Here is a 26,698-nt window from a genome sequence, read left to right on the forward strand (position 1 = left end):
AAGGCCCGGCGAATGTTACTTGCCGGGCCTGATTATTTTATGAATTTAAAAAACTTATGCCGAATTACGTGCAGCATTAATAATACCAAACATTGCCCTCATTATCAACTGGTTATATGTCTCCACGTCGACAGGCAATGTCTTGGGATCTTCAGCTAGCATTTGTAGAGCGTACTGCTGAATTGTAATAAGCGGTAACACAATCCTTTCTCTTGTTTTGATGGAAACCTTAGTCACCGTATTACTATCCAACAGCTCTTGCTGACTCGATACATCCAACAGCATTTTCAATGTCAGATTGAACTCCTGATACATTTTATCCCAAAATTCTACATACTCAGGATCTTTTCTTAGATATTCGGTTGCAGGGAAAAATGCTTTTGACAGCGACTGCATTGAATTCTCAATAAGCGTGCGGAAGAAAAGCGACTTTTTGTAAAGCTTTTTGATTGCATCCTTCTTTCCTTCTTTTTCCATTATTGCGATGGCCGAACCAAACCCATAGAAGCCGGGAACATTCTGTTTCATCTGAGCCCACGAACCTACAAAAGGAATAGCGCGCAAATCTTCAAACTTCAGTCCTTCATCCGCATTTCCTCTTTTCGTTGGACGGCTGCCAATATTCGTTTGTCCATAAAAACGTAGCGGTGTCTTTTTATCCAGATATTTGACAAATTTCGGGTGACGCTTCAGATCAAGATATGAATCGTATGCATATCCAGCCATTTCTTCGATCAACGCCTTGTCATCCTCATTCAGATCTTCCTCTCTCTTGCTCGCTTTGAAAAGGTGATTATCAAGACCTGCCGTGAACAACCTTTCCAAATTGTACATGGCCGTTGTGATCGTGCCATAATTAGAGCTAATGGTCTGACCCTGAACCGTCAACTGAACTTCCTTATCCTCTATATCCTTGCCCAGCGACGAATAAAAACTATGGCTGTTTCCACCGCCACGCGCAGGAGGTCCTCCACGGCCGTCGAAAAAGGTTACTTTAATTCCAAACTCTCTGGAGACTTTTGTCAATTCTTCCTTGGCGGTATAAATCGACCAGTTAGCTCTCAGATATCCCCCGTCTTTCGTTCCGTCGGAAAATCCAACCATAATCGTTTGGTGGTTGGCGCGGTTTTCAAGATGGTTGCGATAATAAGTATTTGAGTACAACTTCCGCATGATTTCCGGGGCGTTCGCCAAATCGTCCACCGTTTCAAACAACGGAACCACGTCAACCGCTACCACTCCATTTTCGTCAGCAATCAGGTTCTTTGCCAAAGCAACGACTTGCATCACATTGAGCGCAGACGTATTGTTACTGATCACATAACGGTGGGCCCCTTTTTCACCATTGCTTGCCTGAATAGACTTAATGGCTCTGATCGAACCTAAAATATCTTTTGTCGTTTCATCCTCGTAATCCTCATCACGAAGCGGAATATTGAGTGAGAGCAACAGATCTATTTTCTTATCCTCATCCCAACTTTCATAATCCGCGTATTTCAAAAGGGGCACTTTCCTTTCGAGCCTTTTCAATATATCCTCCCAAGCCTTAGTATGCTTCCGGCTGTCCTGACGAACATCCAAACTAGCAAAAAAGAAGCCAAACAAATTAAGTTTCAGAATGAAATCGTCGAGTAACTCAACAAAAAGTCCTTGATGCTTACTCACCAAAACCTCTCTCGCACCTAAACATTCGTCGATCAACTCCTGTGCGTTCGCATATCCTTCTTCAAACGGGCCGAAAATGGTACTGTTCATTTTGCGCTCCGCAAGGTTTACAGCCTCGTCCACCCCTTTGAAAGTAAGTCTTCTTTTCAAAGTGCGGATATCACGATAATATCCTCTTAATAAAGTCTCACGCAAACGTGCAGCCACAGCCAAAGTCGTTTCCGGATTGACAAACGGATTACCATCTCTATCACCTCCTGGCCAGAATCCTAATCTGAACAGATTCGGGTATTTCCAGTCGTGCAAATTCATACCCAAGCCAGTAATCAACTTGGTAAGTATCTTCGGAATTGCATCATAATATACGTTATCCAAAAACCAGCACAAACTTACCGCCTCGTCAAAAGGCGTTGGTTTTTCGTGGTTGATAAAGGCCGTTTTTCCTAGCTGAAGAAGCAGTTGATTTACCTCTGTAAAATCATTCAGACGTATAGCATCTTCCAGGTCGTTGATGATCCCAAGTACTTTTCCTGAATAGAACTGAGTCGGGTGGGCAGTGAGAACAATTCTCACGCTATAATCTTCCAGCTTCGCCAGCAATTTCTTTTTCAACGCTTCGCTTTCTATCCGATCCGTAAGATATACCACGGATCCTTTACCAGTCAGGTCATGCGTCTGTTCAAAAGCAGCGTCTTCTACCGAGTCAAACAATACTACCTGTCTTTCAATGTATTGGATAAATGCAAAAAGCAGATCGGTTCTTTCCTTAGGGGAAGCCGTTTCTAAAAGCTCTTCGAAAAAGTGCTCAATAATTTCCTTGGGAGACTTACCTTCCTGAAATCCCACCTCACTTTGTTGTGTCAAAATGGGGAGCAACGAACCGGTCTGGAAAACGCCTCGATAGGGCAAACTCAAAAAAAGGCTGTTAAAAATATTGTACTTCGTTACGACAGCGTCCTGGAAACTATTGCTCATGGTGGAGTGACAAAATTTTATTTTGTAGAATTCAACTGAAAACAAATATACCTAAAAAATTCAATTTTAAGCCTTTGGGTGGGCTTGTTGGTGCGATTGTTTCAGCTTCTCAATTGAATTATGTGTGTAAATTTGGGTCGCAGCGAGGTTCGCATGACCTAGTAAATCTTTGATTGCATTTAATTCTGCACCACGATTCAGAAGGTGTGTGGCATAGGTATGTCGTAAAATATGGGGGCTTCTTTGGGCTAAGGTCGTGACTGCCGTCAGATACTTCTTAACTATACGTTGGATGAACATCGGGTAGGCTTCCTTTCCTTTGTCAGTCAATATCAACATCTGGGTGGTTTCCTCAGGAGCTCTCTGAATCAGGTATTTTTTCAAAAGGTCTGAGAGCAAAGTCGATATCGGAATAATCCGCTCTTTGGAACCCTTTCCCAAAACTTTGATGGTATTGGAATATGGATTGATGTCGGCCACAGTCAACCCGAGCAACTCAGCAAGCCGTATTCCTGTTCCATATAATATTTCAAGAACAACCTGATCCCTCAACCCGAAATAATCATCGGGAAAACCGATTTCATCAAACAACATTTCCATGGATTTTTCCTCCACGAACATGGGCAGCTTCTTTCCTGCTTTCAGTGATAGTAATACTTTGGTGGGATCTTTGGAAATAAGCCTCTTCTTTCGCAGAAAAGAGTAAAACGACCTCAAAGTTGCAATTTTGCGATTGATCGATGTGGGAGCAACTCGTTCTTCCATTAAAGAAACAACCCACGATCGAAGCATTGCAGGCTGAGCGCCTTCCAAAGATTCGGTTTCATATTGCAACAACAGATATTTTCTGAGCTGCTCGAGATCCGTTTGGTAGGCTAATATTGTATGCGCACTTGCGCGCTTTTCATAACGTAGAAATTCAATAAAAACTTCAATCATACACCAACATACAAAAAAGAGTTGCCTCCGCAAAGACAACTCTTTCTTTTTATGAAAAGGATATAACTATCCCGTTCCAACTGCCATCAGAAATCAATTCTTTTAGAAATTAATCTTCCAGGTGACCGTAAGTTTTTTCTTTATATACTGCACGCAAAACTTCGAAACGACGTCTTACAGATGGTTTTTCGAAAGCTGTACGAGAACGAAGCTGACGCATAGTTCCAGTTCTTTCAAATTTCTTTTTGTAACGCTTCAAAGCGCGATCAATCGATTCGTTGTCTTTTATGTTAATAATAAGCATGCTTGTAAATTATAATGTTTTTGAACTGGTTTCTGAATTCGGACTGCAAAGAAAATATATATCTATCAGAAAATCAAGATAACTCTTTAAAAATTAGGATATTTTTGCATATTGTGTTCTTTTTAAGGCTCCGCACCGCATAATCTGACCAAATATGAATTCCCGCTGGGGTATTATCGACCTAGGAACAAACACTTTTCATTTGCTCATCGTCGAGAAAGAAGGTACCCAAATACGCACTTTGTTTCATGAAAGTCGTCCGGCCCGGATCGGTGCCGGAGGTATTTCCAGAAGAATCATTACCGATGAAGCGCAGGAACGTGCCCTTACTGTGCTTGCGATTTTTCGCCAGAAACTGGATGAACATGAGGTAAGTCACGATAGTACCTTTGCGTTTGGAACCAGTGCGATTAGAAATGCTGAAAATCAGGTGCAATTTTGCGATACCGTGCACCGTCATACCAATATCAAAATCACGATTATCGACGGGAACCAGGAAGCCGGCTACATATATAAAGGTGTACGATATGGCTCAACTCTTGGAACCGATCCGTCCCTGGTAATGGATATCGGCGGCGGCAGCGTCGAATTTATCATTGGAAATGACTCTCATATCCTTTGGAAACAAAGTTTTGAGATCGGCGGCCAAAGGCTGATGGAAAAATTCATGCGAAATGATCCATTATCCGAGTCTGACCGGAAGAGACTTTATAATTATTTTGATGAAAACCTGATCCCCCTCGCCAATGCTATTCATCAATATGCCCCTTCCAAGTTAGTTGGCTCATCAGGCACTTTCGATACACTGATAGATATATATTATCAGCATCGCAATCAACAATTGCCACCGAGTGACCAGACTGACTTTAGTCTGCCAATCGAGGAGTTCTACCGATCCTACGAATTGATACTTTCGGGGAACCATCAGGAACGAATGGCCATTCCGGGCATGATTGAATTGCGGGTTGATATGATCGTTGTTGCGGTATGTCTGGTCGATTATGTACTCCGAACTTATGGGATTAAACAAATTCAGGTATCCAGCTACGCATTAAAAGAAGGAATATTGGCGCATTTGCTGGGATATTAGGTTTTTGCCTTTTCTGAAATTTTTGCATGGGGGCTGCAACTTTTCCCAATATATCCGCATCATTAGTCGTCGGAACGAACCGCCTATCCATTATTTTCTGAATTCTATCGATAAAATCTTTATAATTCCGCCTAATTAAACCTTTATCGATTCAAATGAAGCTAATTTACTATGTGCTCATTGCCACATTGGGGATGAGTCAACTCACTCCTGCGTTCGCCCAAAAGAAAAAAAAGCAAGAGAAAAATAAAGTCGAAACCACGGCCGCTGCCCCAAAGCCTAAAGAAGAAAAAAAGAAAGGCCCAAAAGCTTTCAAAGAGGTAATAGACTCAACCGCTGTAAGTCAAAAAGGGATGATATCTGTTCACAAAGTATCTGACAAGTGGTACTTTGAAATCCCGGACTCATTGATTTCCAGGGATATGATGTCTGTGACACGTTACTCAAAAACCGCCGCTGGTGGTGGGATATTTGGGGGAGAAGAAGTCAACAAACAAATGTTGAGATGGGAAAAAGGGGTTGACAATAATCTCCTGCTTCGATCTGTAACAATGGTGATGACAAGTGCGGACAGCACCAAACCTATATTTCAGGCCGTTAGGAATTCAAATTCCGATCCTATCATCGGATCATTTGAAATAAAGGCAATCAAAAAAGATTCTGCGAAAAATGCTTCGATTATTGACGTAACAGACTTCTTTAACGCTGATAATCAAACATTTTCCCTCGATCCAATCACGAAGCAGCTGCATAAAATCGGCGCCTTTAAGAAAGAATCGTCGTTCATATCCACCATCCATTCTTTCCCGATCAATACAGAAATCAGGACGGTGAAGACTTTCGCCGTGGTTCCACCTGCGTTGACTACCACTCCGGTTCCGCAGATCGGACAATATCTGCCGGCCGGGCTTGATGCCGGTGTGGTGACGATGGAGTTTAATACCTCATTCATACTTTTGCCAGCTAATCCAATGCGTAAAAGGCTGTTTGACAGCAGAGTTGGATTCTTTGCAAATCAATATGCGATATTCGGGGAAGAATCTCAAAAGTCTGATAATGAAGTATTTGCTGTAAGGTGGCGTTTGGAACCGAAAAATGCAGAAGACGCTACGAAACAGAAAAGAGGAGAATTGATCGAGCCGAAAAAGCCCATCGTTTATTATATAGATCCTGCGACACCAGAAAAATGGCGCAAATATTTAAAAGCAGGGGTCGACGACTGGCAGCCAGCTTTTGAAAGTGCGGGGTGGAAAAATGCTATCCGTGGCGAATACTGGCCGGAGGGGGATTCGACAATGAGCTTGGAAGATGCGCGATATTCAGTAATTCGTTATTTCGCAGCCGATATTCAGAATGCGTACGGCCCTAACGTTCACGATCCGCGTACGGGAGAAATTTTGGAAAGCCATATTGGCTGGTATCACAACGTGATGCGTTTATTGCGCAACTGGTATATGATCCAAACGGCGGCGGTGGATCCAAAAGCGAGAAATAAAAACTTCGATGATCAACTCATGGGTGAGTTGGTCCGGTTCGTTTCTTCTCACGAAATCGGACATACCTTGGGTCTTCGTCATAATATGGGTGCGAGCTCTGCCACCCCGGTTGAAAAGCTGAGAGACAAAACTTGGGTCGAACAAAACGGCCATACTTCGTCGATCATGGATTATGCACGTTTCAATTATGTAGCGCAACCTGAAGACGGAGTGACAAACCTTTTTCCAAGAATTGGCGACTACGATAAGTGGGCGATAAAATGGGGATATTCATATTTCCCGGATGCAAAAACAAGCTTGGAAGAAAAAGCAACTTTGAGCAGCTGGACGAAAACGGCATATAGCAATCCAAGACTACATTTTGGTACTGAAATAAGCCCTTACGATCCCCGCTATCAGACAGAAGATTTGGGAGACAATTCCATGAAAGCTTCTGAATATGGTATCAAAAACCTGAAACGAATCCTTCCTAATCTGATTCAATGGAGCCGTGAAGATGGCGAGTCGTACAAAGAACTGGATGAACTATATGGCAACGTGGTTAGCCAATATCGTCGCTACCTGGGTCACGTGATCAAAAATGTGGGTGGAATTTATGATACTCCGACTACATATGATATGGAAGGAGCCACTTTTGACGTTGTAAAGAAAGAGACTCAGAAAGAGGCGGTTAGCTTTTTAAATGCACAACTTTTCAAAACGCCGACATGGCTTGCTGATCAAAATGTATTGAGCAGGATCAAACCTGAGTCTGGTGTTGAAGCCATTAAATCTTTGCAGGAATATGCATTAACAGCCTTGTTTTCGGGTGACAGAACTGTGAGACTAATGGAAACAGGATTATCGTCGAAGAATTACACTCTTGACGATCTTTTTACGGATCTGGAAACGGGTATATGGAGTGAATTAAAGGCCAGCAGCTCGATTGAAATTTACAGAAGAAATCTGCAGAAAGTATATGCAGAGAAATTGATCGGATTGCTTAATCCGGGGAAAGCAACGGTGATGGCCATACCGGTTGGCGTAACCTATGGCTATACCAACAGATCTGTGGAATTGGACAAGACGGATTTGCCGTCTATTGCGCGCGCTCATTTGGAAGGTATCAAATCAGGAATTCAGGCCGCTATTCCGCGAACCACTGATAAGGTAAGCAAATACCATTTACAGGATTTGCAAAAAAGAATTCAGGTTGCTTTAGATCCAAAATAACCATACTCGGACGGGTTTGGCCTGAAACCGAATCCGTCCGTTTTACAAAACTCAACGATGTCAAACTTCCGCCAGGCACTGAACAACCACGCTCACTTTACGAGCGTTATTGCCAACTCAAAACCATTCAGAAAGCTTGATTTTTCGTCAAACAACCTCGATTTGTCAAGCCGGAATTTTGCAGAAACTTCCACTTTCTCAAAATACATTTTTGATGAGCTATTGTCCGGCGGACAGACTATCGGCGTGGGTGGATATCTCGAAAACCGTGTCATATATCGCACGCGTGAGCATTTTGGAGCCAATAGTACGGCAAGAAATATCCATCTCGGTATAGATATCTGGGCCAAAGCTGGCGAGGCCGTTCATGCTCCCTTAAAGGGGATCGTTCACAGCTATGCCTTCAACGACCGCGATGGCGATTACGGCCCCACGATCATACTGCGCCATCACCTTAGCGGATTTAACTTTTACACTTTATACGGCCATTTATCCCTCTCATCGGTGGATGGACTATATCCCGGAAAACTATTTACAGCGGGTGAAAAAATTGCCGAGATAGGTAATTTCCCCGAGAACGGCGACTGGCCTTCACACCTTCATTTTCAACTCATTACAGACATCGGCTCATATGACGGCGACTTCCCGGGCGTATGCAGCGAGCAGGATATGGATCATTATCTGGCGATATGCCCGGACCCGAATCTCATTCTCAGAATTGACGAATTAAAATAATCACTAAACTTTCGCTAGCGTTAATTTGCTTTTTTCGCAGTTTCAAGATTGGGTAAAAAGCCAGTGAGCAATCCGATCAATGGCAAAAACGAGCATATCGAAAACACATATTCAATGCTGGTTTTATCCGCGAGATTACCCAGCAAAGCCGATCCGATACCGCCGATTCCGAATGCAAACCCAAAAAATAATCCGGATATCATCCCGACCTTCCCGGGAATGAGCTCCTGGGCATATACCAATATCGCAGAAAACGCAGAAGACAATATTAAGCCGATAACAACGCTCAATACTCCGGTCCAAAACAAATTGACATAAGGCAAAAGCAACGCAAAGGGAGCTACGCCCAATATCGAAATCCAGATCACATATTTACGACCGATCCGATCACCGACAGGCCCACCAATAAATGTGCCTGCGGCCACTGCGAAAAGGAAAGCAAACAAATACATTTGCGAACTCTGAATTGAAACTCCAAACTTATCGATCAGGTAAAAAGTAAAATAGCTGGACAAGCTGGCCATATATATGTACTTTGAAAAAATCAACAACAAAAGGATAGCGATCGACATCCCGATTTTCCCTTTTGTTAAATGACTGGAGTGTTCCGAATGAATGGCTGATTTTTTGATCGATACCCTCATATTGTTTTTATACCAGGTTCCCACCCAGGACAAAATCGCAATGGCAATCAGGGCAACTATAGAAAACCAAACGATTTGCTCGCGTCCGTATGGCAGCAATATCAATGCAGCCAAAAGCGGTCCCAATGAACTTCCCGCATTACCACCCACCTGAAACAACGACTGCGCCATCCCATGACGACCGCCAGATGCCATGCGGGCAACACGGGATGCCTCTGGATGAAAAACTGCAGAACCGATACCAATCAGACCTACTGAAACCAAAACAATATGGAAGCTGCTGGCCATCGAAAGCGTTATTAAACCGATCATAGTAAAACACATACCGATTGCGAGGGCATAAGGCTGTGGTCGTTTGTCGGTAAAAATCCCAACCAATGGCTGTAATATGGACGCGCTCACCTGAAACGTAAAAGTGATTAATCCAATTTGCGAAAAAGTGAGATGAAATGAGTCCTTTACCATCGGGTAAATCGATGGGATCAATGACTGAAGTGTGTCATTCAGCAAATGAGAAAGACTCAACGCGATGAGAATGGGAAATACGGTTTGCTGTGCAGTTAGGGTGTTTTGAGCTTCTTCCTGGACGGTTTTCATAAACTTTGATTTTTTAAACGCAGTGTTAAAGGGAGTATTTCGCTGAGGTTCGCAGCGGTTTTTTTCAACTAACAGCTCACAGGGGTTGTCCTGTAATTTTTGCAGCCCACTCCCAGGCCTTTTGTGAATTTTTATCTATAATACTCTGTAAAAGAGACTGATGCCAATCCTGAGTTTGTATAAATTTCTCGGTATCAATAAATAATTCGAGAAAATATGCCTGCATATGCTGCGCAATGGTTTTGTACAAATCGAGCAATACTTCACTCTTGGATGCCTTCGCGATCGTGAGGTGAAAATTGATATCAGCCTGGATACATTTGTGCGGAATATGCGCTAAAGCCATTTTCTGACGCTCGGCCAAATAATGCTGCATAGTAACAATATCTTCGTCGGTGCGGTTTAACGCTGCTTTCTCTGCGATTTTCAGTTCCAGCAACTGGCGAATTTCATTTAGCTCCAATCCTTTTGCTCTCAATAGCCGATCAGACAATGATTCAGATTCATCCTTTTGTTTTTCAACAAATGTTCCTAAACCTTGCTGCACCCGTACCAAACCCATATGCGAAAGATTACGGACGGCTTCTCGTACCGTTGATCGTCCAACGCCAAATAATTCCATCAATTCAGGCTCTGTTGGCAGTTTTTGACCTACCTCAAATTCGCCATCTGTGATTTTTTGTTTAAGTAAATTCACTACTTCATCCGCCAGATTCTGCCTTTTTATCATTTCAAATCAATTCATCATATCATCTGATGTTTCAAAAGTAGTAATAAAAAATGTTCCGGTCATAATCTGACCGGAACATTTTTATTCTGACTGTCAATACATTATTTTCTGTGAATCGTAGTTGCGGCCGATTGAGCTCCCGCCAGGATTGTAATGTCCGCAATGGTCACCCTTGAAGGCGCGTTTACTGCATACCATATCGCATCAGCGATGTCAACGGCTTGGAGCGGATCAAATCCCTGATAAACTTTCTCAGCCCTTGCCTCGTCACCTTTGAAACGTACCAGTGAAAACTCCGTTTCTACTGCACCGGGCGCCACATTTGTCACCTTGATGCCATGCTGCGTGAGCTCCAGTCGCATTCCTTCACTTAGTACTTCCACCGCAGCTTTGGATGCACAATATACCGCACCGTTCACATACGTTTGCTTTCCGGCGATTGAACTGATATTCACGATATGTCCTTTGCCTCTTTCCAAAAGTAATGGAATAACCGCTTTCGAAACGTATAGAAGCCCTTTTACATTGCCATCAATCATTGCGTCCCAGTCGTCCGGATCGCCTTCATCCAATGACCCCATTCCATGCGCATTACCTGCATTATTAACGAGAATATCAATGTTTTTCCATTCGTCGGAAAGCGAATTGATCATACCCAGCACGGCACTTTTATCTCTCACATCAAAAAGCAATGTGGTTACTTTTACCTTTTTAGAAAGCTCGGTAGCTATTTCGTCCAGCCTTTCCTGCCGACGACCACATATAATCAGATCAATACCATTTTCAGCGAAAACTTCTGCCGTGGCTTTTCCAATACCGGAAGTAGCCCCTGTAATAAGTGCAATGCGAGACATTTATTCTAAATTGTAATTAAAAACGGAACCGAATCCCCTTCGTCCCTTCCTCTGTTCGCCCCTCTCCTTCTATTCTTTTTTCCCTTTCACCGTATTCAGACTGCTAAAATTACCCGCTTCAAGTTCCGAGGCCGGGCCAAAAAGCTTAACGGCATGAACGAAAACGTTGTCTGTCGGATTGAGTACCTGATATACTTCATTGTTCAATCCACCCTTTTGTTTCCTTCCCCAGATATATCGCCCGATCACCGCCTTCGTTTGCGCCACGATTAGACTCTTTGAGTGACTGAGCTCTTTTTCATTTGGTTTTATACCTGCTTTTGACGCGTCCTTCACCATTTCATGCATCATTGCGTCCGTCATTTCAAACGACTTCAGGTATTCAGGGAAGCTCATTTTCTCCAATTTCTTCTGATTCTCATTGGCATACCGGAGTGCATATTCCCGGATGATATTTTTCGAATATAATTCAAAAAGATATTTGCTATTCATCAGCGTATCACGCGGCACGAAAATATCCGGTGTAATCCCACCTCCGCCATATACTATTCTTCCTCCGTCGGTTTTGTAAGTTTTGGTCTTGTCAAACTTAATACTGTCCGCATTGAACAACTCGCCGCTATCATATCGGTGCGACAAATCCTGGCTATAATCTTCGCCTTTTCCAAGTTCATATGGTTTTTGAATACTCCTTCCGCTCGGTGTGTAATATCTCGAAATTGTCAGACGTAGCTCAGAACCATCATTGAGTTTGATTGGCATTTGAACGAGTCCCTTTCCATACGATCTTCTACCCACCACCAGTGCGCGGTCGTGATCCTGCAAAGCACCAGCAAGAATTTCCGAAGCAGAAGCACTTCCTTCATCCACCAATACGATCACAGGACCTTTTTCAAAATTTCCTTCTACATGTGCCCGTGTTTTACGGTCAAAGCGGCTATCTTTTCCCTCAGTATATACCAACAATTTATCCCCTGAAATAAACTCGTCAGCCATAGCAGTAGCTCTCTCCATATACCCCCCAGGGTTTCCACGAAGATCCAAAATCAGTTTTTCCAAACCATTCGCTTTCAGCGTTTTTAAAGCGGATTTGAATTCTTCAAATGTTGTTTCGGAGAACCGACTTACTTTGATATACCCAATCTCTCCATCAACCATATAGGCTGCATCTACCGAATACGTAGGAATCCGGTCGCGAACAACCGTAAAATCCATCTTGTCTTTCAAGCCTACGCGTTCTATACTCAGATCGACCTTTGACCCCCTTTTTCCCCGCAACAACTTGTATACCTGCGCATTAGTAACACCAGGGCCAGATAGATTTTCCTTATTAACCTTGATTATACGGTCTCCACTCACTATACCAGCCGCCTCAGAAGGCCCTCCGCTTAAAGGAGTTACGACATATACCGTATCATTATATATATTGAATTCAACACCAATGCCGTCAAAGCCGGATTCTAGCTGGGACCTCGCTGCAATAGCTTCTTCTGCGTTAAAGTATGCAGTGTGAGGGTCCAGCTTTTCCAGCATTTTGGTGATCGAAAAATCCACCAATTCATCTGTGTTGACTGAATCGACATAATTGTTTTCAACCAGCATCAGCACTTCCCTGAATTTGGCATATCCTTTTGCCACATCTGTTAATTTTTTCCCACCGCTAAAAAAAGTACTGCCTATCAGCATACCGGCCGATAGTGTAATCCCGATAATGATCGGTAAGCGCACCACCGAAGGCGAATTTTTTATCGGATTCCCGGAGCTGTCTTTGTTCATTTATATATCTGTTAAGGTCGAAGTTCTATTGATAACCAGAGAAATAACGCCAAGAAGGCTGTTCACATTTCCTCAATTCCTAAAAATACACAACAATGGCTTGTCCACAAAGCAATTCTGATGGCTTACACATAGAAAACCAATAGAAAATGTGGTTTTGTTCCAAAGTCATTTATTTTCAATTCTAAATAACAGCTAAGTTTTGTTTAACACCACATTAAGAACCAGTGCGGCGTTTTCAGAATAGAGAAATGGATTTACAAAACGTGTAAAAACTTTGGGAAGTAAATCAAAAAAAATCCTTTCAAAGATTACACTATACCCCAATTATTCGAGAACTCTCTGCATTCCCGCATAAGTGAAAAAACAATCGATGCAATCCTCCAAAAAATTATTTGTTTAGATTTTAGTGAAGGGGTGATCTTACTTTAACCTGGACAATTTCAAAAACACCCTTACTAGGTAAAGGATGGTATTTTACGTTATTAGATAAAACACTTGGAAAATGAGTCGACCAACTGGTTTACCGCGGAGGGACATTTTGCTAGTTCCACTGAAAGTCTTTTCTATGACCAGGTTTCTAATGAGTTATTGAGACGTCCACGCCTGTAGCATTGTCCACTATTAGTAAAGAAGACTGCGATGCGTTGTTGAAAAACTATCCCGAACTGTATGAATATGCATTTAAACATTTTCTGTTCAATTTATTGAATAACGAAAAGCGAAGATATGGGTTGGACCAGCTGACTGCATTGGAACGATATGCTCAGTTTATGAGAACACACTCATTCCTTGCCAACCGGGTCCAAATGAAACATAACATATTGCCAGCTACCTGGGTATTACACACACACACATCTTTCACGAGTCCGTAAAGAATATTTGAAACGGGAACAGTCATCCGAAACTTGAAAATAGATGTATCAACACAAATCAACCTAGATTGAGAAAAATAACCCGCTATTGCTGATGATCGATAATACCAATAGTTTTAGAAAATAAAGTACCTCGGAAAAAATTCCTAGTGAACTTTCATTAGTTAAACCGTTTCACGATCAACAAAACTAATTATGAGAAAATGCTTTCAATTTGCTGTCTTGTTTACCTTTGCCGTTGGCTTGCTATCTAGATGCCAGACGCCTATCGTAAAACTTGATCCTCCCGTAACAGAGAATACTCCTTTGCGGACTCTTCAAACAAAAGTGATGGTCGAAATTCTTACACTGGCAAAGGAAGATCAATTTAGACAGTTTATTTTGGCTGAATGTTTGAAGCAAAAACATGGGGACTATAATGTCTATGTCCAGGATATTATCTATGCTTACCAAGAGATCGATAAATACAAAAAGTCCATGAAGAATCTTCAGGAGTTAGTAAACCATATTAAGCCATTGGCGAATAATAATGAGCCATTAGTTTTCTATCCCAGGGCAGAAACCATTGAAGATAAACTTCTTGAATCCCCGGAAGCAAGAATCTCAGCGGTTGAATTGTTGGAACCGCTCGGTGTTTTTCAAGTAATTGATGAAAGAAGCTCCCTTAGAGTTACAGATATGCCGGAAGGAACAGTAGATTCATATCGAGTGAACATTAATGGGCAGTGGGTTTGGCAACAGTATGTGGATGAAGAGTTTGCATGGGAGAATGATGTGTATGTTATAGGGCAAGAAGAGAATGTATCTTCTGAAAATATGAGTTTTAATAATCTTAGGACTGAAGGCCGAGCCGAATACGCTGGCATTATTAAGCTTTCGAATTTAAATGCTATTGAACATTGGACAAGCGGTAAATTTGAGTTTAAAATAGCCATTGTCGGGTCATCCGGAGCAAATCAAAATATGCCCTTCGGAAAAAGAAAAAGGAAGAATTTCAGGAATAATAGTTGGTATGATTTCAACTATTTTGTCGGCAACTGGTATACAAATACTTACGGCATATATCAGGCAGAAGCTTGGATTGAAGAGGACGGAGGGATATCCGAAAGCACAACAATTTCTATTCCTGGACAAAATGGAGCGCCGACAACGAGCTATACGTTCCCGAGTAAAGATTTAGATGATCATTTAGGGCAAGCAATCATCCAATTCAACGATCCCGTTGGACAAGAATATGATTTAGGATAGGGTACAAAGATTAAGCGTAAATAACTTCACCGTATACAGCTTAAAATAGAGATATGCTCCGCTAATTTGTATCCCTAACATATTTATATTCTATGAAAAAGATAGTACTTCTTTTGTTGTTCTTTTTACCTTTGAGTTTACCAGCTCAGACCAATAATTCGCTTAGCAAACATTATGTTAGCCTGAGTGGTGGTTTTAGTAAGCACGGTACTGGTGATATGAGAGGCTTTTCTCAGAATATTTCCTTTGCCTCCTATTTTAAAAAGAAGTTGGCATGGACTGCGGGAATAGGCTCGACCTTGCACGATGGAGAGTATAGGGTAACCTCGACAGTTGATGGCGAATTCCATGATCATTCTTTTCGTTACACTGCCGGGGCGTTGCAACTTATAGGTGGTATCAGCTTTTCAGCTGTTAGAATAAAGAGCAGTGAATTTGGAGTCCGCGCAAATGGACTCGTGAGATATCAATCTTCATCATATTTTGACCAATTAGAAATCATTTTCGATCCAAATAATCCAAATGGTATTCCGTATCCAGCAACTTATATTTTTAATTTAACACCTCAAAGGACGTTGAGCCTTGGAGTATCCCCGGAAATATTTTACAATCAAACCATTGGCAAAACAATATTTTTAGGAATATCAGCAAATTTTCAGGCTGATACGAATGGCGATGTCCTTACAAATGTATCTCTTAGTCTTGGCAAAAGATTTCGTTAGCCAATGTTTAAGCAAAACCCTTCCATGACTCCGGATTCCTCATCGTTTCCGGATTTATGCATTTCGCAGGATCAATGCCCATTAACAGTTTCTTAATTGGCGTTTCCATTTTCTTCCCACTGATGGTATAGGGTATATCGCGTACCTGTTCAATCGTGTCGGGCACATGCCTTGGGCTATATTCGCTTCTGAGCTTTTCTTTGATCCTTATTTTTAAGTCATCGGTTAGTTCTTCGCCATCCACCAAAACCAGAAACAGCGATATCACCCCTCCGCCATCTGACTTTTCCAGGTATACTGCCAAACTATCTTTCACTTCGGGGAAGCTTTCAACTGCATTATATATCTCAGCCGTACCTATTCTGACACCTCCGCGATTTAAAGTTGCATCGGAACGCCCGTAGATTATGACAGATCCCCTTTTAGTAATTTTGATCCAGTCTCCATGCCGCCAAACATTCGGATAGGTATCAAAATAACTCTTTTCATATCGCTCATCATCCTCGTCATTCCAAAAATAAATAGGCATTGACGGCATGGGTTGCGTTATCACCATTTCACCGGGCTCATCGATTACGGGCTGCCCCTCTTCGTCATATGCCTCCACTTTACATCCTAACATCCGGCATTGAATTTCTCCGGCATATACAGGCAAAACTGAACAGCCTCCCACAAAAGCACTGCAGACGTCCGTTCCTCCACTGAGCGAAATAAGCCAAACGTCCTTTTTTACGAACCGATATATCCATTCATATGCTTCGGCAGTAAGCGGAGAGCCGGTGGAACCTATAGTCTCCAGATTTTTCAATCGCTCAGCAACCACACTTACGCCCGCTTTCATACAGCCGATGAAATACGCTGCTCCATTTCCAAAATGGCTTACTTTGGCTGTTTCTGCCAATGACCATAGTGTTTGAGCGGATGGATACATTGGTGCGCCGTCATATAGTACCAAGATTGACCCACAAAGCATCGAGCCGATCGCATAATTCCACATCATCCATCCAGTTGTCGAATACCAGAAATACCGATCTCCGGGTTTTACGTTCTGGTGCAACGATAGTGCTTTGTAGTGTTCCAGCAAGCACCCGCCGGTACCATGCGTAATCGCTTTGGGCTTTCCGGTTGTTCCCGAAGAATACAAAACCCATATCGGGTGATCAAACGGAACCGACTCGAATTCTAGACCCAGGTTTTGCAGATGCATGATATCGTCCCAGGAGGTAGTTCGGGCCGGGCGTTCTCCTTTCCCAAGATAAGAAACGTGAACAATATCTTTCACGGAAGGTAGAAGCGTTGATATCTCGTGTCGGATCAACGTCGACTCGAATTCTTTTCCGTTATATATATACCCGTCAGTCAAAAAAAGTACTTTAGGTTCAATTTGCTTAAACCGATCGATAATTCCTGACAACCCAAAATCCGGCGAGCACGAAGACCAAACGGCGCCTACAGAATTTGCCGCTAAAAATGCAACTACAGCGTGTGGGGTATTGGGTAAAATACCTGCGACCCTGTCTCCTGGTTTTATACCAATCTGTCGCAACCAAGTCGAAACCGCAGCAACCTGCTGCTCCAATTCTTCCCAGCTCAATTTTTCAAGACCTCGCGTTTCGGACTGGAACAGTATTGCCGGACGATCTTTCGTTTTGTTACGGAATATATGCTCGGCGTAATTAAGGGTAGCGCGTGTAAACCAGCGCGTTCCAATCATACCGCGAATAGGTTTCTGGATTACCTCAAGATATATATCGTGAGATTTGATATTAAAATATTGCCACAGACTTTCCCAAAAGTCCTCCAGATCTGTCACAGACCATTCCCACAGATCCTGATAAGTTCTGAAGTAAAGCCCTTTCTTTACAAAAAGCCAGTTCATGAACTTCTTAAGATTGCCTTGCTCCATCAGGATTTTGCCTGGCTGCCATAGTGGCTCCAGTGGTGTATTAACTTCCATGCTCACGATCAAAAGGGTTAAAAGTGAAGATAAAAGGAATCGAAAAGATCCAATTTCCTCAATAGATTTTATAAACGATCAGATACATTCTTTCGGATAAATGTCCCAATAATTATTTGGTCAAAAATTTAACCTATCTTTGCGTTTTAAAATTAATATAACACGTAGTACTCTGATGATCAGATACGTTCGTTAAAGAGTTTTAGTGGCAGCATGCAAAAATATATGACTGGTTCCGCTGACCCAATTACGCACTAAATTTGTTAAGAGGAAAAAAAATCCAGTAGTGATACTGCATTCCTGATGAGAAAAAGAACAACCAACTCAAAAGACGCCAGACCGTCCGGTCAGGCGACCAACTCCCCCAATTCATTCAGAAAAAGGAGCGGAAAAGGCGAAAGCTGGGAAATCGAAAGCCGTTTCAGCAAGCCAACCATCAAAAAATCCAGTTTAAGGAAAAAAGCAGCAGAAGCCGAGGCGTCAGCGCAGAGACCTGCGAGAGGAGAATTCCGTGGTACGGAAAAGAAATGGGATGGACCTGCGAAACCACGAGAAGAAGGAGCGAGGGCTTTCCCGAAGCCTTCATTCGATAAACGAAAAACTGATGGACCACGTCCTGAGGGTTTCCGTCGTGAGAGATCGGCCGGAGAACGTCCTTTCGAAAGAAATCGTACCTCAGGAGAAGATCGTCCGAAAAGAGATTTTGATTCAACAAAACGCCCATTCCGAGGAGATGCTGAACCAAGAAAATATGGCAAACCGGCCGGCGAACGCTCTTTTGACAGAAACCGCAGCTCGGAAGAAGGTCGTCCACAGAGAGACTTTGATTCAACAAAACGCCCGTTCCGCGGAGATGCTGAGCCGAGGAAATTTGGTAAGCCTGCTTTTGGTGGAGAAAGAAAGGATGATAGCCAAAGAACCTTCAAACCTCGTGGCGATAAGCCTTCGTTCGAAAAACCTGCTTTTGGTAAACGTGAGTTCACGCCAAAGACAGATGAGCAACCAAGATATAGAAGCAAAAACTTTGGACAGGAAGGCGCAACACCGGACGAAAATTCTCCGAAAAAACGTGAGCCAAAGGTTTCGGGAACAGACCGTCGTGTAGGAAAACACGAGTATGCTCCTCGCTATGACCTTGAGCATTACGAAAAAAAAAACGCCGATAAAAACCAGAAGCAAGCTGACAAAGACGACTTAATCCGCTTAAACCGCTATATCGCAAACGCTGGTATTTGTTCGAGACGCGAAGCTGATGACCTTATTTCTTCGGGCCAGATTACTGTAAACGGAAAAAAGGTTACAGAAATGGGTTACAAAGTTCAACTGACTGACGACGTTAAATTCGGAGGTAAGTCGTTGAACCCAGAGAAAATGGTTTATGTTTTGGTGAATAAGCCAAAAGATTATATCACCACAACCGAAGATCCGGAAGATCGGAAAACTGTTTTGGATCTGATCAACGGTGCTTGTAAAGAAAGAATATATCCTGTAGGCCGTTTGGACAGAAATACTACCGGACTTTTGCTGATGACAAATGATGGAGAATTGGCTGAAAAGCTGACACACCCGTCAAGTGGTATTAAAAAGATATACCAGGCAGAGCTGGACAAGCCGATCACTACCGAAGATTTCGAATTACTTCAACATGGTGTTGAGCTGGAAGATGGATTTATTCGTCCTGACGAAGTAGGTATCGTTACACCTGACGCGATGGTCGTAGGACTTGAAATTCACAGTGGCCGTAACCGTATTGTAAGACGTATGTTCGAGCACCTGGGTTACGAAGTTCAGAAACTGGATCGTACCGTGTTTGCAGGTCTGAACAAAAAAGATCTTCCAAGAGGTAAATGGAGATTCCTTTCTGAGAAAGAAGTGGTAAGATTGAAGTTTATGCTTTAAGAATCTGAGCATATATATATGAAAAAAGGCTCCGGCATTACGCCAGAGCCTTTTTTCATACAATCAATATTCTATTTACAACCTGAATCCGAATGAATATACATCATATGGAGCATCGAGATATAAGCCTTCAAATTGCACCATTGAATCCTCTTTTCCAGCGATCTGGGTTTCGAATTCTTTGACGGAGCTTACCGGTTTGCCATTAACTTTTGTAATCACAAATCCTTCCTCTACGCCGGATCTTTGCAGTTTTCCGCCATTGATCGCCAAAACTTTCACGCCTCCGCTGATTTTATATCTGGCCAAACGATCTTTTTCAGCTTTCTCAAGATTGCCAAAGTTTGCACCTAAAGTCGCCATTTCGGTAGCACTTTCTTCTTTCTTTATAATTTCAGAACCGCCCGTTCTGTTTCTCAGCGTTACGGCTATGTCTTTTTCTTTACCATCGCGATTTACGGTCAAATTCACTTTGTCGCCAGGCTTATGAAGACCGATAGATTGTTGCAATTCAGGGATTGAACTGATTCTAATGCCATCAACTTCCACAATCACGTCACCTTTTTCCACACCGCCTGATTTAGCAGCACTGTTTTCGGTAAATTCTCGAACATAAACGCCGTCATTCACTTTCACTCCATATTCTTCTGCTTTTTTGCTATCCAGATCATCCAATTGAATACCAAGATATCCTCTTTGAACATTTCCGAATTTGATCAGATCACTCGATACCTTTTTTACAATGCTCGACGGAACCGCAAAAGCATATCCCGCAAAGCTTCCTGTTGGACTTGCGATGGCTGTATTAATACCGATTAGCTCCCCCTTCAGGTTCACCAACGCACCACCACTGTTCCCAGGGTTAACAACCGCGTCTGTCTGAATAAATGATTCAAGCGGAGAATCAATATTAGCCAATGACGCAGGGGTTGCATTGCCGTATCTCTTGTTGGAACCAATAATACCCAAACCTCTACCTTTCGCACTTATGATTCCTGCGGTAACTGTTGACTCCAGGTTAAAAGGGTTACCAACCGCTACTACCCACTCTCCCACCTTTACGGCGTCAGAGTTGCCGATAGTGACAGCTGGAAGGTCCTTAGCATCAACTTTAATCACTGCAATATCCGTTGAAGGATCCGTTCCGATCACTTTTGCTCTCAGTTTGCCTTTATTGTGAAGTGTCACTTCCAATTCCTGCGCACCTTCCACAACGTGGTTATTGGTTACAATATACCCATCCGGTGAAATGATCACACCCGAACCCGTAGCTTCTGAAGGTTGCGCACTTCTGCCACCACCGCCGAATCCGTCACCGAAAAAATCACGAAAAATATCCGGTATTTGTTGCTCCCTTGAAGACGACTGCCTCGACATGGTCGATTTAATGTGTACTACTGTGGGGGTGGTCGCCTCCGCCGCATATACAAAATCACCCGGGGCACCGGCCGGCGAGCCTGTTGAAGTAAAATGATTCAGGGATTCTGAGCCGGCTTCCTTTAATATAACTTCCTTCCCCGCATCGCTATTCAATAGTTTAAAGCCCGCGAGGGTGGTTGCACTAGAAAGCAGTCCAACCAACACCAAAGCTTTCCAATTTGTATTCATATCTATCCTTGAGGTTAAAAATATTGTGCTTTTATAAACGCTAAGAAAATGATAATATATCCCTCGGTAAAACTGATTTAACATCTTTTAACAAAAGAAAATTCTCTCTCGCCATTTTCAAAATCAGAAATCAAATTTAAAACATTCCCACTATATATTCACATCAAAAAAGGGGCGCTATTTTTAAGATAACGCCCCCTAAACCCGATCATTATATTATGCAATCTCAATTTCTCTGGCAGGCTTTTCTTTTGCTTCTTCGCGTTTTGGAAGGGCAATGGAAAGTATACCATCAGTGTAGCTTGCAACGATTTTCTCGCCATCAACAGAATTTGGCAAGGTGAAGGTGCGTTGGAAAGAATTGTATTTGAACTCCCTGCGGGTATACTTGTCGGTCGACTCTTCTTCCTTTTGCTCTTTCTGAGCCGAAATAGTCAGCTGATTTTTTTCAAGGTTCAGTTTAAAATCTCCTTTTTGTAAGCCTGGCGCTGCAACTTCAATCTTGAAGCCTTCGGTATTCTCGATCACATTCACTGCCGGAACGCTTCCTGCAAACGCCGGATTATAATATTCATTTAACAAATCTTTTCCGAAAAAGCCGTTGAAGTGTTTAGGCGCAAACTGTGTTTTTACTAAAGTGCTCATTGTTATAAAGTTTTAATGTTAGTTTTTGAAAGTTTGATATCGACTGTCTGCCGAAGTATGGTTCTCTATCATCAACTTCCATTCCGAATGAAAAAAGCAATTCAAAACAAGACAAAATGTCTGCATTTTTTAGATTTTGGGAAAATATATGCCAAAATGTCTCGTTCTGCCGCCCTATTGATGTAAAATTTGACATATTCGCGCGTCCATAATTTTCGTCACATATTTCGATAGGTTCATCACATTGGTTTCTACTGCTCAGCCCGGTGGATTAGTTTTGAGAAAATATCAATGAGAATCATGCATAACAATCACATAACAAGGAGGTTTGAATTTGCGCTAGTCCTCACCGCAACCGTCGGTTACCTGGCCAACAGCCTTGCCTACGACGCGAGGAATTTTGAGTCTAAAATTGAAGCAGCGATTAGTGACGGTGTTTCCGTCCGCTCTATTTTAAGCGACCTCTCACATTACGACCATACCTGGAATCACAATATGCCTGTGATCGTAGCTGGCATAATGATGTTCATTGCCTGGGCGCTATTCCATTACATTCTTTTCCCTAAAATCCAGGAACGAAGATCCAGTGCCTATGAAATCGCATTAATCACCTTAGTTGTCGGGCTTGTGATCTGCTCGACATTCGTTTGGTTGAATACAATTGATGTTGCATTTCGGAAGAATGATTTAGATCAGATTATTGGCTTGAGAGACGTCAGCAATTTTAGAAAATTATTCCTTCTGTCAGACTCAATTGCGATTTTAACATTGATATGCTTTTATGAATTGCTTTCTCAACTATACTACAACCTGATCGAAAAGCTCGATTCGGAGCCTAATGGCAAATTTCTGCAGTACGTAATACTGATTTTGACTTGCGGATTTGCATTTATGCTCGTTGTAAGTCAAAGATTGGTGCCTAACGCTTTGTATTCAATCGGGATACGACAATTCCTCGCGTTGGTGCTTTTTGGTTTAATTACGTATTGCATGCAGGATTACTACTTTCGAAAAGTACACAGACTGATGCATAATCCTTCCTTTGCGCCGGGAGCGTCGCTACCCCTTCTTGCTTATTTGCTAATCTTCGCTTTGGGAATCGGATTGATATGGGGTATATTGGCACGGTTTCACATCAATTCTATCGTACTTATTATTTTTACAGGCTCAGCACTTCATGCTTTTTCTCTGACAATTGCATATTATCGAAAAAGCCAGCAAAAGGAAAAAGCAGAGCTAACCACCGAAGTATCCAATAAGTCAGCAGAGCTCTCAAATCTGCGATCTCAGATTAATCCACATTTTCTCTTCAACGCATTAAATAGTTTATATGCCACTGCCTTATCGGAAAATGGAGAAAAAACTGCTGATGGTATTCAAAAACTGGGGGATATGATGCGGTTTATGCTTCATGATAACAATCGCGAACGGATAGCACTTACGAGCGAAATAGCATATTTGCATAATTATATTGATATTCAGAGAATGCGTTTGGACGAAACACAAAATATTGAAGTGAGGGTCAATATGCAGGAGCCGATAACCGATATCTACATCGCTCCCATGCTTCTCAGTCCGTTTATCGAAAATGCTTTCAAACACGGAATTAGTTTGCAAAATCCTTCCTGGATCTTTATAACTTTGACTTTAGACGACGCACATATCTATTTTAAAGTCCACAATTCGATACATCCGCAACAGCTTAATGACCCTGAAAAAGATCACAGTGGAATCGGACTCTCAAATGTGGAAAAACGCTTGAAGCTGATTTACCCCAGCCGATACAATCTCAATATTCAGAAATCATCCCAAGATTATTTTGCTTCGCTAACCATCAGATATTGAGATGACTTTCAGTTGTCGGCTTTCAACAAAACTACCTGCATTTTTCATGGTAAATTGCAGTTTTACAAATACCTAAATAATAAAAGCTAACAGCTCCCCATGATTTTAAAAGCAATTGCAATTGATGATGAGCCAAAGGCTTTGGAGGTTGTGAAAATGCATTCGGTTAAGGTACCATTTCTGGATTTAAAAAATTGCTTCACCAATGCATTTGAGGCTATACCTTATCTTCAAAATAACAAAATTGACCTTATTTTTCTGGATATTAAAATGCCTGATATCTCAGGAATTGAATTTGTAAATTGTCTTTCCCAATCGCCTCTGGTGATATTCACAACTGCATATTCCGAATACGCAGTACAAGGCTTTGAACTGGATGCAATTGATTATCTTTTAAAGCCATTTTCCCTGGTTAGATTTACCAAAGCATGTAACAAGGCATTGGAAATCAAAACGTTGCGAAGTGGCGAACGTGATCAATTTATTTTTGTAAAAACGGGTTACGAAGAAGAAAAAATTCTACTTGAAGATATTCTGTACGTTGAAGCTGAAGGAAATTATGTCTCTTTTATTCTTAAAAACAAAAAGCTTCTGAGCAGGTTAGCAATTAGTGATATGCTTGCAATACTTCCTGAAAATCAATTTGTCCGGGTTCACAGATCGTACATTATCGCGGTTAACAAAGTCGAAAAAATAAGTCGCCAAGACATCAACATAGCCGGAAAGTATATACCGATTGGCGCTTCTTATGAAGAAAAGCTATATGAAATAAGGCAGCGATTAAGGAATGGTTTATCACCCGGAGGCTGACTAAACAGGACGAAACCTACTTCAACTCCAACAAAGCACAGGCCTGTTCTGAAGCCGACTGTTCCGCTTTCTTCTTTGTAAACCCGTTGCCTGTGGCGAAAGCCTCTTCGTTAACTAATATCTGGGAGATAAATTCACGATGATGTCGCGTGCCTCTTTCTTCAATGATCTCAAAGCGGATTTCTTTCCCTTCTCTCTGAGCCCATTCAATGATAAGACTTTTAAAGTTCACATTGTTCTGAATAATATTATCCAGATCATAATGCGTCAACAGCTTGCTAATGATAAACTTACGTGTGAAGCGAAAACCTTTGTCAAGATATATTGCACCAACAAATGCTTCCAGCGCATCGCCATACATAGACGATCGTGGAGACATGCCCCGGCGGTTGCCATCGTATTCGATGAGATTGTCCAACCCCAGTTTGCGGGATATCTGATTGAGTGACTCCCGATTCACAATACGCGAACGTATCTCCGTCAGAAAGCCCTCGTCTTTGTAGGGATATTTGGTAAAAAGAAATTCGGCCACGACCATACCCAACACAGCGTCGCCCAAATATTCGAGCCGCTCGTTAGATTCTCTAAACCCTTTGATCGCTGTTTCCCTGGACGCCGACGTATGGCGGAATGCCAGTTGATACACTCCTATATTGGAAGGACGGTCGTCAATCACATGGGCAATGGATTCTTTAAATTTCTTATCCTCAGCACTACCGGGACTGAAAAGAGAAAGAATCGGTTGAAGAATGCGTTTTGCCAAAGTAATTGATTAATCAGCTTTCAAACTTTTTGAATATGACGGACGCGTTGTGACCACCAAAACCAAAAGTGTTGCTTAACGCAATATCTACTTTGCGCTTCTGAGCTTTATTGAAAGTCAGATTTAACTTAGGGTTAATTTCCGGATCATCCGTAAAATGGTTGATCGTAGGAGGCACAATCTGATCTTGAATGGCCATAATACAGGCAGCTGCCTCAATAGCACCGGCTCCTCCCAGCAAATGACCCGTCATCGACTTGGTAGAGCTAATGTTCATCTGGTACGCATGTTCCCCAAAGAATTTTTCGATAGCCGTAATTTCCTGTGGATCACCTAGCGGTGTGGATGTACCATGGGTATTGATGTAGTCAACCTCTTCTGGCCTGATACCTGCGTTCTCCACAACATTTTTAATTACGTTGTAAGCGCCCAGGCCTTGAGGATGCGGTGCTGTGATATGATAAGCGTCTGACGACATGCCTCCACCAATCATTTCAGCATAAATTTTGGCTCCGCGAGCCTTTGCGTGTTCATATTCCTCCAGAATTAAACATGCGCCACCTTCACCCAAGACAAAACCATCACGATCCTTGTCATATGGTCGGGAAGCTGTTTCAGGAGAATCATTTCTTTCCGAGAGTGCTTTCAGGGCGTTAAATCCTCCCACACCCGCATTCGTCACAGCCGCCTCAGAACCTCCTGAAATACATACGTTCATCATACCCAAGCGGATATAGTTGTATGCATCAATCAGGGCATTGGTTGCAGATGCGCAGGCAGACACCGTTATAAACGTTGGGCCTCTGAAACCATATCTGATCGACAGCACACCCGAGGCACTGTCGGCGATCATTTTAGGAATAAAGAACGGATTGAAACGGGGAGTCTTGTTGCCTTCTGCAAAATTGAGAACCTCGTCTTCAAAGGTTTTTAAACCTCCGATTCCAGAGCCCCAAATTACACCGGCTTTGTCGAGATCCAGCGTACCTTCGCCAAAGCCGGCGTCCTTCATAGCCTCATCAGTTGCAATGACTGCATACTGCGTGAATGGATCCATTTTACGTGCTTCCTGACGAGGAATGTAATCGTTAATGTCCAGACCTTTTATCTCACAGGCAAATTTGGTTCGAAACTTTTCGGGATCGAACCGGGTAATGGGTGCAGCACCGCTAACGCCCGCAACCAAATTTTTCCAGTAGGTAGAAACATCATTTCCGATGGGCGTGATAGCACCCAAACCGGTAATTACAACTCGCTTAAAACTCATATAAAAAGGACAGAAAAAGAAAATGATATTGGAAAACTACGT

General features: G+C 42.4%; 20 protein-coding genes. 8 read left to right on the forward strand and 12 right to left on the reverse strand.

Annotated features, from left to right (window positions below; genetic code table 11):
* Positions 1-54: 54 nt before the first annotated feature.
* The 3 genes from AC1XUD_RS22855 to rpsU form a co-directional block, all read right to left on the reverse strand.
* Positions 55-2,640, reverse strand: a complete 2,586-nt coding sequence (locus AC1XUD_RS22855; RefSeq protein ID WP_483363351.1) for a phosphoenolpyruvate carboxylase — start codon at positions 2,638-2,640, stop codon at positions 55-57.
* 66 nt (positions 2,641-2,706) lie between these two features.
* Positions 2,707-3,579 (reverse strand): tyrosine-type recombinase/integrase, encoded by an 873-nt coding sequence (locus tag AC1XUD_RS22860; protein ID WP_483363352.1) that lies wholly within the window; start codon positions 3,577-3,579, stop codon positions 2,707-2,709.
* A 109-nt stretch (positions 3,580-3,688) separates the two neighbouring features.
* On the reverse strand, positions 3,689-3,883 hold the full coding sequence (gene rpsU, locus AC1XUD_RS22865; protein WP_483363353.1) for a 30S ribosomal protein S21: 195 nt from the start codon (positions 3,881-3,883) through the stop codon (positions 3,689-3,691).
* Between the two features lie 154 nt (positions 3,884-4,037).
* Here rpsU and AC1XUD_RS22870 point away from each other — a divergent pair, with 154 nt between their 5' ends.
* The 3 genes from AC1XUD_RS22870 (at position 4,038) to AC1XUD_RS22880 (ending at position 8,416) form a co-directional block, all read left to right on the forward strand.
* The gene (locus tag AC1XUD_RS22870; protein ID WP_483363354.1) at positions 4,038-4,973 is read left to right on the forward strand and encodes a Ppx/GppA phosphatase family protein; all 936 of its coding nucleotides are present in this window, start codon (positions 4,038-4,040) and stop codon (positions 4,971-4,973) included.
* A gap of 155 nt (positions 4,974-5,128) precedes the next feature.
* Complete coding sequence (locus AC1XUD_RS22875; protein WP_483363355.1) at positions 5,129-7,681, forward strand: zinc-dependent metalloprotease; 2,553 nt, start codon at positions 5,129-5,131, stop codon at positions 7,679-7,681.
* Between the two features lie 57 nt (positions 7,682-7,738).
* Entirely contained in the window at positions 7,739-8,416 is a 678-nt protein-coding gene (locus tag AC1XUD_RS22880) for a peptidoglycan DD-metalloendopeptidase family protein (protein ID WP_483363356.1), read from the forward strand.
* Between the two features lie 20 nt (positions 8,417-8,436).
* On the opposite strand, the gene AC1XUD_RS22885 is transcribed toward AC1XUD_RS22880, so the two are convergent.
* From AC1XUD_RS22885 to AC1XUD_RS22900, 4 genes are all read right to left on the reverse strand, one after another.
* Complete coding sequence (locus AC1XUD_RS22885) at positions 8,437-9,657, reverse strand: MFS transporter (protein WP_483363357.1); 1,221 nt, start codon at positions 9,655-9,657, stop codon at positions 8,437-8,439.
* A gap of 76 nt (positions 9,658-9,733) precedes the next feature.
* A complete protein-coding gene (locus AC1XUD_RS22890; protein WP_483363358.1) occupies positions 9,734-10,387 on the reverse strand; it encodes a FadR/GntR family transcriptional regulator in 654 nt (217 codons plus the stop codon).
* Between the two features lie 101 nt (positions 10,388-10,488).
* The gene (locus AC1XUD_RS22895) at positions 10,489-11,241 is read right to left on the reverse strand and encodes an SDR family NAD(P)-dependent oxidoreductase (protein ID WP_483363359.1); all 753 of its coding nucleotides are present in this window, start codon (positions 11,239-11,241) and stop codon (positions 10,489-10,491) included.
* A 69-nt stretch (positions 11,242-11,310) separates the two neighbouring features.
* Complete coding sequence (locus AC1XUD_RS22900) at positions 11,311-13,017, reverse strand: S41 family peptidase (RefSeq protein ID WP_483363360.1); 1,707 nt, start codon at positions 13,015-13,017, stop codon at positions 11,311-11,313.
* 1,070 nt (positions 13,018-14,087) lie between these two features.
* Between AC1XUD_RS22900 and AC1XUD_RS22905 the strand changes: the two genes are divergently transcribed.
* Positions 14,088-15,140 (forward strand): hypothetical protein, encoded by a 1,053-nt coding sequence (locus AC1XUD_RS22905; protein WP_483363361.1) that lies wholly within the window; start codon positions 14,088-14,090, stop codon positions 15,138-15,140.
* 92 nt (positions 15,141-15,232) lie between these two features.
* Positions 15,233-15,862 carry a hypothetical protein gene (locus tag AC1XUD_RS22910; protein ID WP_483363362.1) on the forward strand — a complete coding sequence of 210 codons (630 nt, stop codon included), beginning with the start codon at positions 15,233-15,235 and terminating at the stop codon, positions 15,860-15,862.
* Between the two features lie 7 nt (positions 15,863-15,869).
* Here the strand turns inward: AC1XUD_RS22910 and AC1XUD_RS22915 are convergent, their stop codons facing one another.
* Positions 15,870-17,819: an acetoacetate--CoA ligase gene (locus tag AC1XUD_RS22915; RefSeq protein WP_483363414.1), complete on the reverse strand. Its 1,950-nt coding sequence runs from the start codon at positions 17,817-17,819 to the stop codon at positions 15,870-15,872.
* A gap of 303 nt (positions 17,820-18,122) precedes the next feature.
* On the opposite strand from AC1XUD_RS22915, the gene AC1XUD_RS22920 reads away from it, so the two are divergent.
* Entirely contained in the window at positions 18,123-19,718 is a 1,596-nt protein-coding gene (locus AC1XUD_RS22920) for a pseudouridine synthase (RefSeq protein WP_483363363.1), read from the forward strand.
* 75 nt (positions 19,719-19,793) lie between these two features.
* Here the strand turns inward: AC1XUD_RS22920 and AC1XUD_RS22925 are convergent, their stop codons facing one another.
* A complete protein-coding gene (locus AC1XUD_RS22925) occupies positions 19,794-21,326 on the reverse strand; it encodes a Do family serine endopeptidase (protein WP_483363364.1) in 1,533 nt (510 codons plus the stop codon).
* A gap of 216 nt (positions 21,327-21,542) precedes the next feature.
* A complete protein-coding gene (locus AC1XUD_RS22930; protein ID WP_483363365.1) occupies positions 21,543-21,971 on the reverse strand; it encodes an Hsp20/alpha crystallin family protein in 429 nt (142 codons plus the stop codon).
* A 300-nt stretch (positions 21,972-22,271) separates the two neighbouring features.
* On the opposite strand from AC1XUD_RS22930, the gene AC1XUD_RS22935 reads away from it, so the two are divergent.
* Together AC1XUD_RS22935 and AC1XUD_RS22940 are read left to right on the forward strand one after the other, a co-directional pair.
* Positions 22,272-23,816 carry a sensor histidine kinase gene (locus AC1XUD_RS22935; RefSeq protein WP_483363366.1) on the forward strand — a complete coding sequence of 515 codons (1,545 nt, stop codon included), beginning with the start codon at positions 22,272-22,274 and terminating at the stop codon, positions 23,814-23,816.
* 99 nt (positions 23,817-23,915) lie between these two features.
* Complete coding sequence (locus tag AC1XUD_RS22940; protein WP_483363367.1) at positions 23,916-24,626, forward strand: LytR/AlgR family response regulator transcription factor; 711 nt, start codon at positions 23,916-23,918, stop codon at positions 24,624-24,626.
* Positions 24,627-24,642: 16 nt separating this feature from the next.
* Here the strand turns inward: AC1XUD_RS22940 and rnc are convergent, their stop codons facing one another.
* Both rnc and fabF read right to left on the reverse strand, forming a co-directional pair.
* Positions 24,643-25,389: a ribonuclease III gene (gene rnc, locus AC1XUD_RS22945; RefSeq protein ID WP_483363368.1), complete on the reverse strand. Its 747-nt coding sequence runs from the start codon at positions 25,387-25,389 to the stop codon at positions 24,643-24,645.
* A 13-nt stretch (positions 25,390-25,402) separates the two neighbouring features.
* Entirely contained in the window at positions 25,403-26,656 is a 1,254-nt protein-coding gene (gene fabF / locus AC1XUD_RS22950) for a beta-ketoacyl-ACP synthase II (protein WP_483363369.1), read from the reverse strand.
* Positions 26,657-26,698 lie beyond the last annotated feature (42 nt).

Source organism: Dyadobacter sp. HNCC25DJ184, assembly GCF_056895215.1.

What these genes read in the sequence shown, in the direction of transcription:
- AC1XUD_RS22885 (WP_483363357.1), bottom strand. Translation starts at nt 9,657, where the DNA reads ATGAAAACCGTCCAGGAAGAAGCTCAAAACACCCTAACTGCACAGCAA.
- fabF (WP_483363369.1), bottom strand. Translation starts at nt 26,656, where the DNA reads ATGAGTTTTAAGCGAGTTGTAATTACCGGTTTGGGTGCTATCACGCCC.
- AC1XUD_RS22880 (WP_483363356.1), top strand. Translation starts at nt 7,739, where the DNA reads ATGTCAAACTTCCGCCAGGCACTGAACAACCACGCTCACTTTACGAGC.
- AC1XUD_RS22940 (WP_483363367.1), top strand. Translation starts at nt 23,916, where the DNA reads ATGATTTTAAAAGCAATTGCAATTGATGATGAGCCAAAGGCTTTGGAG.
- AC1XUD_RS22895 (WP_483363359.1), bottom strand. Translation starts at nt 11,241, where the DNA reads ATGTCTCGCATTGCACTTATTACAGGGGCTACTTCCGGTATTGGAAAA.
- rpsU (WP_483363353.1), bottom strand. Translation starts at nt 3,883, where the DNA reads ATGCTTATTATTAACATAAAAGACAACGAATCGATTGATCGCGCTTTG.
- AC1XUD_RS22860 (WP_483363352.1), bottom strand. Translation starts at nt 3,579, where the DNA reads ATGATTGAAGTTTTTATTGAATTTCTACGTTATGAAAAGCGCGCAAGT.
- AC1XUD_RS22910 (WP_483363362.1), top strand. Translation starts at nt 15,233, where the DNA reads ATGAAAAAGATAGTACTTCTTTTGTTGTTCTTTTTACCTTTGAGTTTA.
- AC1XUD_RS22915 (WP_483363414.1), bottom strand. Translation starts at nt 17,819, where the DNA reads ATGGAAGTTAATACACCACTGGAGCCACTATGGCAGCCAGGCAAAATC.
- AC1XUD_RS22920 (WP_483363363.1), top strand. Translation starts at nt 18,123, where the DNA reads ATGAGAAAAAGAACAACCAACTCAAAAGACGCCAGACCGTCCGGTCAG.
- AC1XUD_RS22890 (WP_483363358.1), bottom strand. Translation starts at nt 10,387, where the DNA reads ATGATAAAAAGGCAGAATCTGGCGGATGAAGTAGTGAATTTACTTAAA.
- AC1XUD_RS22930 (WP_483363365.1), bottom strand. Translation starts at nt 21,971, where the DNA reads ATGAGCACTTTAGTAAAAACACAGTTTGCGCCTAAACACTTCAACGGC.
- AC1XUD_RS22935 (WP_483363366.1), top strand. Translation starts at nt 22,272, where the DNA reads ATGCATAACAATCACATAACAAGGAGGTTTGAATTTGCGCTAGTCCTC.
- AC1XUD_RS22900 (WP_483363360.1), bottom strand. Translation starts at nt 13,017, where the DNA reads ATGAACAAAGACAGCTCCGGGAATCCGATAAAAAATTCGCCTTCGGTG.
- AC1XUD_RS22925 (WP_483363364.1), bottom strand. Translation starts at nt 21,326, where the DNA reads ATGAATACAAATTGGAAAGCTTTGGTGTTGGTTGGACTGCTTTCTAGT.
- AC1XUD_RS22855 (WP_483363351.1), bottom strand. Translation starts at nt 2,640, where the DNA reads ATGAGCAATAGTTTCCAGGACGCTGTCGTAACGAAGTACAATATTTTT.
- AC1XUD_RS22870 (WP_483363354.1), top strand. Translation starts at nt 4,038, where the DNA reads ATGAATTCCCGCTGGGGTATTATCGACCTAGGAACAAACACTTTTCAT.
- AC1XUD_RS22875 (WP_483363355.1), top strand. Translation starts at nt 5,129, where the DNA reads ATGAAGCTAATTTACTATGTGCTCATTGCCACATTGGGGATGAGTCAA.
- AC1XUD_RS22905 (WP_483363361.1), top strand. Translation starts at nt 14,088, where the DNA reads ATGAGAAAATGCTTTCAATTTGCTGTCTTGTTTACCTTTGCCGTTGGC.